Annotated in this window: 15 protein-coding genes and 1 pseudogene; 6 read left to right on the forward strand and 10 right to left on the reverse strand. The window is 57.3% G+C overall.

Features of this window, described 5'->3' with window-relative positions:
- The 5 genes and pseudogenes from K7W03_RS24230 to K7W03_RS24250 form a co-directional block, all read left to right on the forward strand.
- A pseudogene (locus K7W03_RS24230) lies at positions 1 to 433 on the forward strand (hypothetical protein); the annotation flags it as partial.
- On the forward strand, positions 430 to 1,317 hold the full coding sequence (locus K7W03_RS24235) for a plasmid partitioning protein RepB C-terminal domain-containing protein (RefSeq protein ID WP_222887548.1): 888 nt from the start codon (positions 430 to 432) through the stop codon (positions 1,315 to 1,317). The pseudogene K7W03_RS24230 and the gene K7W03_RS24235, both read left to right, overlap by 4 nt.
- Positions 1,298 to 1,720, forward strand: a complete 423-nt coding sequence (locus tag K7W03_RS24240) for a recombinase family protein (RefSeq protein ID WP_222887549.1) — start codon at positions 1,298 to 1,300, stop codon at positions 1,718 to 1,720. Before K7W03_RS24235 ends, K7W03_RS24240 begins: the two co-directional genes overlap by 20 nt.
- 559 nt (positions 1,721 to 2,279) lie before the next feature.
- Complete coding sequence (locus tag K7W03_RS24245; RefSeq protein WP_222887550.1) at positions 2,280 to 4,823, forward strand: Eco57I restriction-modification methylase domain-containing protein; 2,544 nt, start codon at positions 2,280 to 2,282, stop codon at positions 4,821 to 4,823.
- On the forward strand, positions 4,823 to 5,962 hold the full coding sequence (locus K7W03_RS24250) for a hypothetical protein (protein ID WP_222887551.1): 1,140 nt from the start codon (positions 4,823 to 4,825) through the stop codon (positions 5,960 to 5,962). Before K7W03_RS24245 ends, K7W03_RS24250 begins: the two co-directional genes overlap by 1 nt.
- A gap of 114 nt (positions 5,963 to 6,076) precedes the next feature.
- Here K7W03_RS24250 and K7W03_RS24255 read toward each other — a convergent pair whose 3' ends face one another.
- The 4 genes from K7W03_RS24255 to K7W03_RS24270 all read right to left on the reverse strand — a co-directional run bounded on the left by K7W03_RS24255 (position 6,077) and on the right by K7W03_RS24270 (position 11,009).
- Positions 6,077 to 6,367 (reverse strand): hypothetical protein, encoded by a 291-nt coding sequence (locus K7W03_RS24255; protein ID WP_222887552.1) that lies wholly within the window; start codon positions 6,365 to 6,367, stop codon positions 6,077 to 6,079.
- A gap of 88 nt (positions 6,368 to 6,455) precedes the next feature.
- On the reverse strand, positions 6,456 to 7,616 hold the full coding sequence (locus K7W03_RS24260; RefSeq protein ID WP_222887553.1) for a site-specific integrase: 1,161 nt from the start codon (positions 7,614 to 7,616) through the stop codon (positions 6,456 to 6,458).
- A gap of 206 nt (positions 7,617 to 7,822) precedes the next feature.
- Positions 7,823 to 10,456, reverse strand: a complete 2,634-nt coding sequence (locus tag K7W03_RS24265) for a DNA-primase RepB domain-containing protein (protein WP_222887554.1) — start codon at positions 10,454 to 10,456, stop codon at positions 7,823 to 7,825.
- 136 nt (positions 10,457 to 10,592) lie between these two features.
- On the reverse strand, positions 10,593 to 11,009 hold the full coding sequence (locus tag K7W03_RS24270) for a hypothetical protein (RefSeq protein ID WP_222887555.1): 417 nt from the start codon (positions 11,007 to 11,009) through the stop codon (positions 10,593 to 10,595).
- A gap of 203 nt (positions 11,010 to 11,212) precedes the next feature.
- Between K7W03_RS24270 and K7W03_RS24275 the strand changes: the two genes are divergently transcribed.
- Positions 11,213 to 11,569, forward strand: a complete 357-nt coding sequence (locus tag K7W03_RS24275) for a LysR family transcriptional regulator (RefSeq protein WP_222887556.1) — start codon at positions 11,213 to 11,215, stop codon at positions 11,567 to 11,569.
- Position 11,570: 1 nt separating this feature from the next.
- Here K7W03_RS24275 and K7W03_RS24280 read toward each other — a convergent pair whose 3' ends face one another.
- From K7W03_RS24280 to K7W03_RS24305, 6 genes are all read right to left on the reverse strand, one after another.
- Positions 11,571 to 11,807 (reverse strand): hypothetical protein, encoded by a 237-nt coding sequence (locus K7W03_RS24280; RefSeq protein ID WP_061939422.1) that lies wholly within the window; start codon positions 11,805 to 11,807, stop codon positions 11,571 to 11,573.
- Positions 11,798 to 12,076: a hypothetical protein gene (locus K7W03_RS24285; protein ID WP_222887557.1), complete on the reverse strand. Its 279-nt coding sequence runs from the start codon at positions 12,074 to 12,076 to the stop codon at positions 11,798 to 11,800. Before K7W03_RS24285 ends, K7W03_RS24280 begins: the two co-directional genes overlap by 10 nt.
- Positions 12,073 to 12,327, reverse strand: a complete 255-nt coding sequence (locus tag K7W03_RS24290) for a hypothetical protein (RefSeq protein ID WP_222887558.1) — start codon at positions 12,325 to 12,327, stop codon at positions 12,073 to 12,075. The genes K7W03_RS24285 and K7W03_RS24290 overlap by 4 nt, the downstream gene beginning before the upstream one ends.
- Positions 12,293 to 12,691 (reverse strand): hypothetical protein, encoded by a 399-nt coding sequence (locus K7W03_RS24295; RefSeq protein ID WP_140042412.1) that lies wholly within the window; start codon positions 12,689 to 12,691, stop codon positions 12,293 to 12,295. The genes K7W03_RS24290 and K7W03_RS24295 overlap by 35 nt, the downstream gene beginning before the upstream one ends.
- Positions 12,692 to 12,762: 71 nt before the next feature.
- Positions 12,763 to 13,005 (reverse strand): hypothetical protein, encoded by a 243-nt coding sequence (locus K7W03_RS24300; protein ID WP_061939417.1) that lies wholly within the window; start codon positions 13,003 to 13,005, stop codon positions 12,763 to 12,765.
- A gap of 5 nt (positions 13,006 to 13,010) precedes the next feature.
- The gene (locus tag K7W03_RS24305; RefSeq protein ID WP_222887559.1) at positions 13,011 to 13,505 is read right to left on the reverse strand and encodes a hypothetical protein; all 495 of its coding nucleotides are present in this window, start codon (positions 13,503 to 13,505) and stop codon (positions 13,011 to 13,013) included.
- Positions 13,506 to 13,780: the final 275 nt, after the last annotated feature.

Below are 13,780 nucleotides of genomic sequence, written 5' to 3' on the forward strand. Positions count from 1 at the left end.
GATACGACAAAACCAAAGAGTCCTACCTCGGCTTCGTCAATCTCGTCTCAGCCCTGCAATGGATACCCTTTGTCCACGAAACCTAAGCAGCGCATATGAACAGGGCCTTCTCAAAGGTCGCAGACTTGTCGCCGCAAAAAGGCTGCTCGAAATCCGGAGACGACGAGGCAAAGGCCTGGACTGGCCCAGCAATAAGCAGCGTATCCAGGTCTCCGCCGAAGCGCTGGTTAAAGCCTACCAAGAGGAAACTGATCGAAAACGCGTCATGGTCAGACGCACCGAAATCACCCGCAGCCGCCTGATCTTCATTACTGAGGCGCTTCGCAAACTAATCAAAGACCAGCAATTCGTTGGGCTTGCCGAGGACGAAAATTTAGCAACGCTGCCTGAAAATATCGCCATCCGGCTGGGGGTGCAGGGAGGCAACCGATGACGGGACCGCACAAGTCAATCGCTCAGGCGTTTGAAAATGCAACTCTTCGTATCAATCTCTCGGAAATATTGCCCCTGCGCGAGGTTTCCGATCAAGTTAAGAAATCTGTGAAGTATGCTCAGATCGCAGCCTCCATCGGTGAGGTCGGCATCATCGAGCCACCTGTCGTAGTCAGAGACCCCCATATCCCGGATCAATATCATCTTCTTGATGGACACCTTCGCGTGCAAATCCTGATTGAGCGAGGCGATTCAGAAGTAGTATGCCTTGTCGCTACTCAAGATGAAGCATTCACCTATAACAAGCGCGTCAATCGGATTGCTATAATTCAAGAACACAAAATGATTCTTAATGCAATTCGTAAGGGCGTTTCGGAAGAACGTCTGGCCCGCGCTTTGAACGTGAACATCGCCAACATTCGTTCGAAGAGGAATCTTCTTAGAGGCATTTGCCCTGAAGCTGCCGCCCTACTCAATGACAAGCATCTCCCGCTTGCGGCCTTTGTAGAACTCCGAAAGCTAAAGCCATTACGACAAATTGAAGCAGCCGAGCTGATGATCGCGATGAACCGATTCTCCACCGGGTATGCCAAGTCTTTGGTCGCAGCCACTTCGGAGGATCAGTTGGTTGAGGGGCGCCGGAAAATCATGAAGGGCCTAACCTCTGAGCAAATTGCGCTGATGGAACGGGAGTCTGCCAGCTTGGATCGGGAATTCAAACTGGTTGAACAAACCTACGGCGCAGATCACCTCGATCTTGTCCTGGCGATTGGGTACGTCAATCGCCTTCTCAGCAATGCCCGCATCGTCCGATATCTGGCTCATCATCATTCCGACATATTGGGTGAATTCCAAAAGATCGTCGATGTGCCGCAAGCTGCATAGTATACTACTGAAATTCAAAGATAATATTTGCGTTATTCATAAATATAAATTTTCTTCATCAAATTACGGGAATATTATTACCATGATCGTAGGTTATGCCCGAGCCAATGCGGCATCAGATCTCCCCGTGTTTGTAGAAATTCTTCGCAAAGCTGGTTGCGTCGAGGTGATCACGGATTGCGCTGGCGGTAACACCACCGAACGGCCGGGGCTGAATAGGGCATTAGCGATGCTTGGTCCAGGCGACACGCTCATGGTGCCCGACGTTTGCAGACTGGCTCGCGGTCTTGAGGCGCTCGCCTCCATCGAAGCTGAATTAGACCGTCGCGCGATTAAACTGGCGTTTATTGATGATGGCGTCGAACTCAATTTTAAATGCCGCCTGCTCTTTCAAAGAATCTGAGCAAGATAGGGAAAGAGACAAGCAATCGGGCTCCTATGTCCGATAGCTCACCCAAGGCACCCGAGCGGGGGCGCAATAAGAAATCAGAACCGCACCACCGCCTCCCATAGGCATTTTGTTGATCGACAATCTCCTCAACATAAGGGCAGTTATCGAACTTCTTGATAGCCTACAGGGCTCCAAGCGTCCTCCAACAGCGAACACCGCCTCCACTGCAAAACTTCGGAACGGCTTTTGGTAGGATGCGACGCCGAAATTCGACCTGCGCTATACCCGGATGAATCTGCCCTGCCCCCTTCCGGACACGGTATGATCCCCCTGCCGCGAAAATTCGAACAGAACTCAAATCGTTACACGGGTGACACAAGAGATTTGGCCCTTTAAGCTAGCATCTATGTTACACCGCGCGCCCGCTTTCATTACTCGTTCCTTCCTCCGCTCAGTGTGGGCGCTGGAATTCGCCACCTACGTAGCCAGTGGCGAGGATGATGCTTGCCTGGAGATTCTGCGGAATTGGTCTAACAGAATTGCGCGGGGTGAAGTGAGAGATGGCGGTCCGTTGATTGCCACTCTGTTCAGCACCCTTTGGGGCTATCAGGATGCCGGAACCCGAGCAGACGGAATTCAGTCGGTTTCGCAGCAATTCCCGGTCGCAGGTGCGGGACCGCGAGGCCGTCAAGGCGCTGCCGACGCCGCCTTGGGTTGGTTCGGGGTTGAGGGTGTTCCAGCCGCCATGCAGGTTGCTTGCGAATTCAAGCCGCTAGACACTAACTTGGACGCACCTCAGCGGGGCAGGCACGACAATCGAACCCCGGTTGAGCAAGCGTTGAACTATCTGACTTGTGCCCGCCGGGGCATGGTCGGCAACGAGGACGTGAAGCCCACATGGGCCATCGTCACCGACATGAATGTTTTCCGCCTCTACTGGTATGATCGCGCCCCGGCTCAATACCTCAGCTTCAATATCGAGCAACGCAGCCTCTATCAGGATGCTGGGCTGCTTGGTGACGACGAGGACAGCCGGTTTGAACGGTATCTGTTCAAGCGCCTGTTCCATGCCGACACCCTGCTAACGCGGGCCGGAAAACCACTTCTCGAACAATTGATCGGGCGGGCATGGATACGCGCCCGCGATCTCGAAAAGACGTTCTACACGGAATATCGGGACTATCGGCAACACCTCTACACCGCGCTGCTGGAGGCCAATCCGAACTTCCCCGGCACAAGGGGGCGGCTTGTCCGGTTGGCGCAAAAGCTGCTCGATCGTGCCATATTCATTTTCTACTGCGAGGATATGGGCCGGGCCATCGGTTATCCCCCGCAACTGCTGCGCGATTTCCTGATCAATCGCAGCCGCGACCCCTATCTCAGCGAGGACGGCAACGAGATTTGGTCAACGCTGTGCGGGCTGTTCCGGGCCATGAATGACGGCACGGCCTTTGGCGACCATCGCCTCAATCAATTCAATGGCGGCCTGTTCAGGCATGACCCTGAATTGGAAGGGCTGAATGTGCCCAATCGCCTGTTCTGCATTCGCGGGCAGGGGCACAACGAAGCCAGCCTCTACCAAAATAAGCTGACATTGCTGTATCTCTCCGCATCCTACAACTACGCTGCTGATCTGGCTCAGGGCTTGGGCGCGACCCGTCCCGATGCAGCCGAGCCAGGAAGTGCCGAAGCTGCGGCGAACGCTCGCAAGGCTGATCCTGAGACGGCCTTGGGCCTCTACACGCTGGGCCACATTTTCGAGCAGTCTATCACCGAACTGGAAATCCTCGAAGCGGAGGCGGACGGGCGCGTTTCGGTCAACAAGGAAAGCGGACGCAAGACCAACGGCGTTTACTACACCCCGGAATGGGTGGTGGAGCGCATTGTCCGGGAAGCCCTTGGCGGGCGCCTTACCGAGATCAAACAGGAATGCGGCTGGACGGTCGATGATTTCGGCGTTGCCACTACCGGCGATGTTGCAGCAATCGACGCCTACCGGGAGCGGCTGCAAAGCGTCCGGGTGCTTGATCCGGCTTGCGGTTCCGGCGCGTTCCTAATCACCGCGCTGAAATATCTCCTGACCGAATGGCGCTCCATTCTCGACTTGCGCCGCCGTGTGTCGGGCGATGCCATGACGCAGGACGAGGATGAGCTGATCCGCGACGTTCTGCGCACCAACCTCTACGGCGTGGACATCAACCCTTCTTCGGTCGAGATTACCCAGCTCGCGTTGTGGCTTCATACGGCTCGCGGGGACCGTCCGCTATCGTCGCTCGACGCTCATATCCGCGATGGCAACAGTCTGATCGACGGGCATTTCTGGCTTGGACAACAGACCCTCGATCTGGACGAAGAGGGCCGGGAGCGGATTAACACATTTGATTGGGCGGAAGCCTTCCCCGAAGCGATGGCCGATGGCGGGTTCGACGTGGTGTTGGGCAACCCTCCCTATGTGAAGCTACAAAACTTCCGCAGGGCGCACCCTGATATGGCGGAATATCTGCGCAACGGGAGGCCCGGAACGACCTTTACCGGCTATCGTAGTGCCCAATCAGGCAATTTCGACCTCTACCTCCCGTTCATCGAAAAGGGGATTTCTCTCCTGCGATCGGGCGGGCGGTTGGGCTACATCGCTCCAAGCGTTTGGGTGATGAACGAATATGGCGAGAACCTGCGGACCCTGATTGCCGGGCAGCGTTCGCTTTCCCGTTGGCTGGATTTTCGGTCGCACCAGATTTTCGAAGAGGCGACGGTTTACACGGCCCTGCAATTCTTCCGCCGTCCCGATCAAGGCGAGCAACCCGAATTTGTCGAGGTTGCAGCGGCCCCTGATGGCATCGTTGCCGATGATCCGTGGCAGGGCGATGACGCGCGGCTCCCTTATGGCAACCTGAACTATGGCGACCGTTGGCTGATGCTGAGCGGTGCTGAGCGGGCCTTGATTGATGCACTTGATGGCCGCTGTGATCAGCTAGGGAGCGCCGTTGTCTCCAGCGCCGTTTTTGTTGGTCTGCAAACCAGCGCGGATAGCATCATCATCTTCGGCGGATTGGACCGGGGCGATATATCAGCCGGGCGTCAGACGGCAGCGAAGTCCGGATTGAGGATGCGTTGATGCACCCTCTGGTTTCAGGGACCGAGGCCAAGCGATACATTGAACCGGACACTGACACTTACATCCTGTTCCCTTATCAGCGCGCCGGGCAAACGGTTCGGCTGATTGACGCTGACCGGCTCGAAAAGAGCTTCCCCTTGGCTTGGGCCTATCTCCGAAGTCACGAGACTGACTTGCGGGCGCGGGAAAATGGCGGGTTCGATGACGATCAATGGTATCGGTTCGGCAGGCATCAAAACCTCGACAAGCAGGACATTGAAAAGCTTATCGTAGCGCAGACGGTCCCCGGAATGCGGGTTTGCCTCGACTCGACGGCTTCCAAATATCTCAACAATGTAAGGGTCAACGGCATCCTTCCCGCCGAAGGCATCGACATCGGATATCTGTCGGCGGTGCTGAATGGGCCAGTTTGCGATTGGGTTTTCCGCCGGATCGCAAAGCCGAAGGACAATCAGTATTTCGAAGCCAACCGCCAGTTTATCGCCCCGCTCCCCATTCCTCGCGCGGACGAAGCGAGCCGCAACGAGATAGGAGCAACGGCCCGCGAACTCCAAGGACTACATTCGTCCCGCCGGGATACCATGCGCGACTTGCGGCACCGATTGAATGCCAGCCCCGCACAGAACAGGCGGCTCGATTTCATCTTCCCGACATTGCGCGCCGCCCGGCAACGGCGCGGGGAAGCGCCGCGCGGAGTGGACGCAGGGGCTTGGGCAGCAGCAGCCTATGACGCCGAACTGGAAGAGCGTTACGGCGCGATAGCCAGCGCACTGCATCCTGAGGTGGCGTTGGAAGCTGTGTTCGAACGCGGCGAACTTCGGGTCTTGGCGGATGGTGCAACCATCATCGACGGGATTTTTATTGATGCGGTCGAAGGCCCGTTCATCGCTGCTCAATGGAACGCCCGCCTCGATAGCTTCACCCCGCCAACCAACAATCCCGGCCGGTCGCTGGTCAATCTGCTTCGGCGGCTGATCGTGACCGACAATCAGGCTCTACGGGATCAGGTCATCGCCCTCGAACTCGAACAACGAACGGTGAAGGCAGCAATCGCGGACATGGAAGCGGCACTGAACGAACGGCTCTACGGCCTGTATGGGCTGACAGAGGCCGAACGCCGGATGATCGAACAGGGTTAGCCGCTGCGAACCCGCCCATACATAATGGCCGTTATCGCGCCGCTCTGCACCTCACGGCACGATCCGAATCGAAGTGCGCCCCCGCCCACGCAAATGGATGGGGGCACGCCTTGCTTAGTTCAGGAGGCTGTAGCGCCCCGTTGAATCTCGCTGCCACCGATAGCGGCTTGGATCGCAGCCCGTGGCCTCGTTCAACATCATAGCGGCATGAGCAGCGCTGAATCCAAGGTGTCTCATCGCACCTACAATTCGAGGGCGGGTGTTAAGGCCCTCGTCAATGCAAGCAGCGATGACAGCAATCGCTTGGTCATGCTTGTTCGCCTCGGTGCCACAGGCCTGGATAAGTCCGCGCAGCCTGTCGAAAAGTTCGGCATCAGGGACGGGCGGATCGATTGCGGTAGTCATGTAATTTCCTTGGTCGAAAAAATAATAGGAAGTTGCCCCCATCCACGCGCCAGCCGCTTGGGCCAGAACATGGATGGGGTAAGGCCGGTCAGGCCCGGTTGAGCTGCTTCTTCTTCGCCCCGGCCTCTACGGCGGCCAAGAGCGTGTCATGGGCAAGGTGGCTGTAGCGCATGGTCGATTTATGATCGGCATGGCCCAGCACCCGCCCTACGGCGAAAAGATCGATCCCCGCGTTAACCATGGCCGAAGCTGCACTGTGGCGGAGATCATGCAGCCTTAGGCCCGGCAGCTTCGCTTCATCCCGCGCCGTCTGCCACGCGTGCTTGATCGACACGAAGGGCAGCTTAGTTTCAGGGTTCGGCAAGACATAGCGGCATTTGTCAAAGCGAGGCACGGCCTCCAGAATGGCGACCGCTGGCTGAGATAATGGCACATGCCTAGCCTTGCCCGTCTTGGACGTGGGGATCAGCCACTGCCGCTTTTCCAGGTCGATATGCTTCCATTGCGCGTTCAGCAGCTCCGATAGCCGTGCGCCGGTCAGGAGGAGCAGGCCCACGATATGCTTGAGCTGCGGATTCAGCGACGCCTCACAGGCCGTTATAAGCCGCTTCGTCTCGGCGGCGTTAAGGTAGCGTTCGCGGGCATTGTTGATCGGCTTACGAGGGATGCCCTTCACCGGATTCTTGGTGATGCCGGGCATGTCCCAGCGAAGGGCCAGTTCGAACGATCGGCTGAATATCACCCTGATCTTTTCGACTGTCGCGGGAGCCAACCCCTCCCCCGCCTTCTCAGCCAGCCATTTCGCCACATCCTGTTGCGTGATTTCCGACAGACGAAGCCTGCCCCAGCGCGGCGTGATGTGGTTTTCAACGTAGCCCTTAATCGTGTTGTAGCTGCGCACATAGGTCTTGGCGTGGTCGAGATGCTGCTGGGCGAGCGTAGCATAGGTCGGCACCGCCCGCTTCTCTTCCTTCTCGGCAGCAGGGTCGCCACCCAACCGTGACTCTGCAAGCAGCTTTTGAGCTTTTTTCCGAATCCTGTCGAAGGGGGCGTCGCCATGCCGGGCAACCTTGGGCTGGCGCTGTTTACCATATTGGTTTGTGTACTTCACATAAAAGGTTTTGCCGCCAGAAGGCCGACACTCAAGGATAAAGCCGGTGAGCGAGGTGTCATAATAGACGACCTTCTTCTCGCCGGTCGGACAGTAGGCGAGGTCACAGAATTGGGCGGTAAGTTTTTCATTGGGCATAGATGGCTCCATTTCATGAAGGGGAGGTTTGAGGCACCGCCAGCGCGCAACAAGCGCCGGGCAGTGGTTGGATATCGGCAGGTGCGGATCGGCGTTTCTGGATTAGCCCGATCGGCAAATTGGCCTGCTGCGATAGCGGGGGGGTGTCCGGCAGAATTAACCACCGGACACGGTTGTTCTGGGGCAGAGCCGCTATTTTCGCGCCGCTATGCCGCCAAAAGGGGTGAAGGGGGTGTCAGCGCTTCCGGATGAATGGCGGAAATCGGTTTGACCTTCGCCACGCACCAGGCATTCCGCTCGGAGCAATCGGCCGGGCGAATTTCCATGCCGTTGACGATCCTATGAGCGTGCTTCTTCAGATACCAGCCGAGCTTCCCGCGATTGATGTAGCCCCGCTCGGTCACCGGCAAGTCTTCCAGCGCGTCCCTCAACTCGACCTTGTTGTCCGCACAATCGACCACCTTCCGCACGGTCATGGGCTTGTCGGCAAAGCAATTCCACCAAGCGGAGACGAAATGGCCCAGCGCCTCCCGTGCGGGGTCATCACGCAATTGGTCGATGATGCTGGATGCGGGGTCAGGCTCACCAAGCCATAGCAGCGGGTAGCGGCAATAATCGGTCCACTGCTCGAAACTACCAATGTTCGGCACATCGACCTTTGGCCTGCCTGCTGCCTCCCACGCCCGGATGATGGTCAACGCGGCAGCGACATATTCACCGCGCTTTGCCTTCACCAGATCGACCGGCCTACCCTCATAACGTAGCGTTGCGGGTGCTTCCGACCGAGGTGTAAGGCGGATCGTGATAACCCTGCGGCACATATCGTTCACCGGTCTGACATTGTTGCCGGTTCCGAGGATGAGGCAGCGCGTGCTCACCGTGGCGGATTTGCTGACGCCCAATATCCGATCGGTGATTGTCGAACTGGTCAACATCCGGTTCATCGTGCCGAACGCCCGCCAGTCGGTCTGCATATCATCGAACACCGCGACGGCTGGCGCTTGCAGGAGCATCGACAGGATGGACTTTGTCGCTTCGTCGGCCGAGGTTGGATAGCTCAGATTCAGCGCAACACCCGGCCCGGCGAACGGTGTGATCGCGGACGCCAGATAGCTTTTGCCGCTGCCCGGCGTAGAGGCAGTCACGTTGAAGGCAGGAGCGGTCTGCAAGCGCGATCGCACAGCCCCGGTCAACATCGCGCTGATGCTGGCGGCACGATCGGTTTCACTGCCGAAGTGAAATTCGGTCAGCAGTTCCTTGAGCTTGGCGAGCGCCGCATGGGCCGCTTCCTTGGTCGGTTCAGGCAGCGGGAAGGCAGCAGGATCGAATGACGCATAGATGCCCGACGCCGCGTCATAGCCCGGTGCCGTAACCAATTGTCCGTCGCCCTCCCTAACGAACGGCTGTCGGGCAAGCCCTTGCAGATGAGGCAGATGATCATAGCCCTGCGCCCGATGTAAAAGCTGGACCGTGCGGACGGGTGGATCGCATCGCACCCATTTTTGCGACCGGCCATCGTACTTTTCCCAATCCGCCGCCTCGGCCAAAGCAGAGGTCAATTCCTGTTCGCTGACGTGAACCATGGAAATATCGCCCGTCAGCGGATTGGTTTTGATAGATACGATGGCCCCTCCCGCCTGATAGTAGCCGCCCTGCAAAGCCAGCACGATTTCAGCCGCCCGCCGGACACGGGGAATCTCACCCGCGATCACACGGATTCTCGCTGTCCATCGCGCCTCTCCGGGTTGAAGCCCAAGATGCTCAGTCAGATGGCTGATATGATAACTGTCGCCGTGCGAATGCTGGCAACAGAAGCCACCAGATGGATATTCCCGGCTTGGCTCGAAATAGGCCGCTCCGGTGTCTAGCCCATCCGTATGCTCGCTTACCCACGGACAGGTGATGTCATGCTTCCCGTCGGAGATCGCCCGCTTGTACAGGCCACGCTCATGCAACGCCCGCAAAACCGGGTTTTCGATGGCGCGTGGCGTATAGACGTCGTCGCCCCGCTGCGCCGCAGTTAGAAGTTGACGGTTTTCACGAACGGGCCGGATCAAAAGGGGTGAAACAGGAAAAAGGGTAAGCCCGAGTGCCTTCGCCAGCTCAGCGACCGTATAGATCGCGTCGGGCTTCCAAGCCAGCAGCCGACAGTGGAAAGGTTTGCCCTGTTCATCTGCGTGTTTTGCTTTGCCGTTGATCGCCTCCGGCAGCCTTGCCCAACGCGCAATACCTGAAGCGCCTCGATCCCCTAGTCCTGCCCGAAGGGCGGCATCCTGCAAGGCTTTAACGGTCGCCTCTTGGGAAATCGGCTCCTTCAGGCAGAAACCAAGCTGACTATTGCCGGGACTGGTTTCGATCTCCCAGCTAGGCGTGCAACCGTTCAGTCCGGCTCGATCAGCCTTCGTGCCGATGTCATCAAGCATGAGGAAGTGAAAGGCAGCGACCTGTTCCTTGCGGGCATTGATTTCGCCATCGTCGCCGGGCACGAAACTGGAGCAGTTGACGTAGTTGTTGCGGTCGGATGGACATTGGCGATCCACATCGCCCGCCGCTTCAGCCAGCCAACCGCCCGTCTCGGGGTCGCCCGCCTTTGAACAGACTATGGGCCGCGCACCGTCCGGCAGATGGCGGAAGACATGCGCGACAAATTCGGCATTCGAAAGGGGTAAAGACGGCGCTCCTCCCCCTTCCCCACTTTTACCCCCTTTTTCTGGCCCTTCATCGGAAATTGTCGCTGTCGGAGCGGATCGCTGGACGGGAAAAATCTCAATGTCCGCAGCGGAAATAGCTTTCTTGTGGGTGCCCGGTTCGTCGGCCACCGCGTCATTCATATCTTGCATTTATTTTATCGCATTGAATCGGTTGTGATCTGCCGCGTGCACTGACACGGCGCTTGTCGTCCGGCGGATGGCCCGGACACCGAAGACAAGATGAGAAGCCGCCCCCAGTCTTCCCGCCAAGGGCGGCGACGACGTGTTAGGGCCTGCCCATTGGCTCAAGCTGCCAACGGTTTTCACGCTGGTTGAATTTCCAGGAGAAGACCCAACCCTCGTAGACGAATTGCGGACGGTTCCTCCAATTTCCCGAATTTTTCGGGGTGGAAGGGCGCGGAAGGAACGCCAGGCTCCGTAGCTTTTCCTCAATGTCCAGACGCTCTTCCTCCGTCCAGAAGGGGCATTTTTCGACGGTCTGCCCGCAGTCGCGTGGGTCGTAGTCGCCGCACACCTTGACGTCCCAGACCTTGGTTATCGGGCTGAACTCCCAATAGCAGGTGTCGCCATTCACATGGTACGCGCCGAAGACCTCGGGATAATATCGCTGCCAGTTTTCCGGCAGGCCGAACGCCTCAACCATTTCCACGTGCCGGGCTGCGGCGTTCACATTTACAAACATAATCTGTCCTCTGTTCAATCAATCCAACTTCCGTTCCGATGGTCACACCACCCGTTCGGGCATCCGTAAGGCTCACACAATCAGTGGCTCGGCCCCATCGTTCGCGCTGCAAGAATAGACAAATAATCCTTTTTTCTCAATGCTATGTTCACTATCGTGCAAGATTCGCACGGTCCAAAAGTTGAGTATCGTTGACATGGGCCGTGCAAATCTTGCACGATTCTGGGCGAAATTATTTTGAGGATGTGATGCGCAAAAAAGTGCCCGAAGCGCCGAATCCGCGACAGCCGATTCGCCAATTCAACGCGGGCTGGCTGGAGTCATTTTTGAAGGTCGCTGAAACAAAGCACTTCACCCAAGCAAGCGAGGCACTGGGCTGGCATCGGTCGAATGTTAAGCGAGATGTTATGGCACTTGAGAAATGGTTGGGGCGCGTCCTTTTCTATGACCATGTTAGCCTGCGCCTCACCGATGACGGCAAAATCTTCCAATCCGACGCCGTGAAGATGCTGGATCTCCTGAAGCAAAGTCGCGCGCCAATCCGCACCCCGGCCAAGTGACCTATTTCCCGATGGCCGTGACCATCGCCGTTGCCGAGAATCCGACCAGCGCGATCCACGGATGCGCCTCGATCAGCGACATGGTGGCCAGCATCAGCATGAATCCCAATGCCTCACGCGGATGCTTGAGCGTCGCCACCAGCAGCCGGATGCCCAGAGCGATCAGCAGAGCCATGACCGCCAGCTTCATCACCGCGAAGACCATGCAGATGACAAGAAGGGTGCCGATCAGCCGCATGGGATAAGTTCCCGGCACATGGCGCGCAGCATCGGGTCGACCCCCTCACTATCCGGCACCAGCACGATAAAGGCGAACCCGTCATTGCCAACGGTGCGGATGAACTCCCACCCCCAGCCGTCCAACCGTTCAGCCCAGTCCCAAGGCGGAATATGGGCTGGATCGCTATAGCGGGTTTCCGACAGCGGGTTCCAGAACGGCGAGAATGCCCCTTCACGGATGAAATCAGCTTCCCCATCGCCGGGTTCGACGACAATGATATGGGTCAATCCTTCCAGCCCGCAGGCAATGGCATCCTGAATGCGATCGGACAGCAGGCGGCGAAGGGCGGATCGAGGGGCAGCAACAGGGCGGCTTTCATGGTAGCGGCATCGTAAAGTGAAATCATGATGATCAGCTCCGGACAAAAAAATAAGGCGCCGAAGATCGACGCCGCTTTGGTTCGCTGAGTTTGCGCTTCGAGAGGGTGGCCGGACGGCCTTGGCTCAATTACCCTCTGCTCTGTCAGTTGAATCGCCATTCGGCTGATCAGCATAGGCCCGGCACAGATCGAGCAAGGTAGGGTCGATGCCTTCTGCGTCAGGTACGATCAGCACATGCCCTGCGCCTGAATCGGACAGCACAAACGGCATCTCGAAAATGGTGCCATGCCGCTGCACCCACTCGAACGTCGGCGTGCCTTCCATCAGAATCGGCCAGCCGGTTGCATCTTCTATTGCAGCCATGGTGTCGCCGGGCGCGATGATGGCGAAAATGCCCAGTTCCGAGAGATCGCCATATTCCATCAATTGGTCACGGCGTGTTTGCAGAAGGCATTTCAGATCGGAGGGAATGGGACTGTCGAGATATGCAGCCAGTTCCTGCCACGTGTGGATAATGTGCATAAGGTAGCTCCAATAAAAAAGCCCCCGACCGTGAGGCCGAGGGCAGGTTAATTCGATAGTGATGATGCGGATTATCGGTGCGGGTCAGGCTTGAGCAAAACGATGCAGATGCCTACCAACAGGACGACGCCGACCGGTATTCCCGCCGCGACGGGATAGCGACCGACCAGGTTGATGAGGAAGATCGCCACTAAGACCGAGATTGTCTCTTTTGGCCATCGCAGTAGGCAAACGATCACGGCGACGAGGATGGCCGCCTTGATCGCGAGATACGCAAGGCCGAGAAGGAAGAAGAAGGCGACAACCCGAACCATGAAAGTCAGAATTTCCGTTGTGGTGCCTGAGCAACCTGACAGGCCCCACTTGATTTACTGACCATCTCTTTCATTGAGTTGGGGAAGGCCAGCGCATGATAGCTCGTCAATTTTCCTGTCGTTCTACCTATTTTCATCCAGCCATTGCGGATCAGCGGGTGTTTATCTCTCGGATCAGCCGCAAGATCGGTGGCAGTGGATATTTCTGATTGCGTAATCTTGACCGTACAACCGACATCACGCGTGCAATTATCTTCGAATTTTCCGCCCTCATCATTCCACCACTCTAGCTGGGGCTTCGTCAGATTAATCCGGTACAGATTTTCCACGGTTCGGGTCCGGCTATTCTCAGCTCCGCCAGTTAGATGACGCTCCTCTGTGTCGATCGTCTCTTTGCAGGAAAGGTAGATCTCCTGCGGCTCCATTTTCTTGGGTTGCTCCGCTTCATTCGCGCAGGCTGTTGCAAGCGCAAGCGAAAGTAGGACGATGAACTTTCTCATCGACAGTTTCCTTATGCATGAGGTGATGGAACCGAACCCGGACGGGCACGGCTGAACAGGCAGCATCGCTATGGCTGTTGATGTTTCACTGCTCGCCCCCTCACGCCTTGGAAGAGCGACCTTCGGCTTCAACCGCGTGTCACCCCTGAATCACGATCGAGGCGTAAATGACACGATTAGTATACAGACGCTAGGGTTCAGACTCGTTCAGAGCCAGAAGGCCACGGCGGCAGCGAGGCTGACGGCTGACAGGAAGTTCTGGGCGAGCTTGTCGT

The sequence above is a fragment of the Sphingobium sp. PNB genome, from assembly GCF_019873065.1.
Classification (GTDB): domain Bacteria; phylum Pseudomonadota; class Alphaproteobacteria; order Sphingomonadales; family Sphingomonadaceae; genus Sphingobium; species Sphingobium fuliginis.

Bases quoted from the DNA above. Each gene is read 5' to 3' on its own strand.
- K7W03_RS24235 (WP_222887548.1), top strand. From the start codon at position 430: ATGACGGGACCGCACAAGTCAATCGCTCAGGCGTTTGAAAATGCAACT.
- K7W03_RS24240 (WP_222887549.1), top strand. From the start codon at position 1,298: ATGTGCCGCAAGCTGCATAGTATACTACTGAAATTCAAAGATAATATT.
- K7W03_RS24250 (WP_222887551.1), top strand. From the start codon at position 4,823: ATGCACCCTCTGGTTTCAGGGACCGAGGCCAAGCGATACATTGAACCG.
- K7W03_RS24255 (WP_222887552.1), bottom strand. From the start codon at position 6,367: ATGACTACCGCAATCGATCCGCCCGTCCCTGATGCCGAACTTTTCGAC.
- K7W03_RS24260 (WP_222887553.1), bottom strand. From the start codon at position 7,616: ATGCCCAATGAAAAACTTACCGCCCAATTCTGTGACCTCGCCTACTGT.
- K7W03_RS24265 (WP_222887554.1), bottom strand. From the start codon at position 10,456: ATGCAAGATATGAATGACGCGGTGGCCGACGAACCGGGCACCCACAAG.
- K7W03_RS24270 (WP_222887555.1), bottom strand. From the start codon at position 11,009: ATGTTTGTAAATGTGAACGCCGCAGCCCGGCACGTGGAAATGGTTGAG.
- K7W03_RS24280 (WP_061939422.1), bottom strand. From the start codon at position 11,807: ATGCGGCTGATCGGCACCCTTCTTGTCATCTGCATGGTCTTCGCGGTG.
- K7W03_RS24290 (WP_222887558.1), bottom strand. From the start codon at position 12,327: ATGGCGATTCAACTGACAGAGCAGAGGGTAATTGAGCCAAGGCCGTCC.
- K7W03_RS24295 (WP_140042412.1), bottom strand. From the start codon at position 12,691: ATGCACATTATCCACACGTGGCAGGAACTGGCTGCATATCTCGACAGT.
- K7W03_RS24300 (WP_061939417.1), bottom strand. From the start codon at position 13,005: ATGGTTCGGGTTGTCGCCTTCTTCTTCCTTCTCGGCCTTGCGTATCTC.
- K7W03_RS24305 (WP_222887559.1), bottom strand. From the start codon at position 13,505: ATGAGAAAGTTCATCGTCCTACTTTCGCTTGCGCTTGCAACAGCCTGC.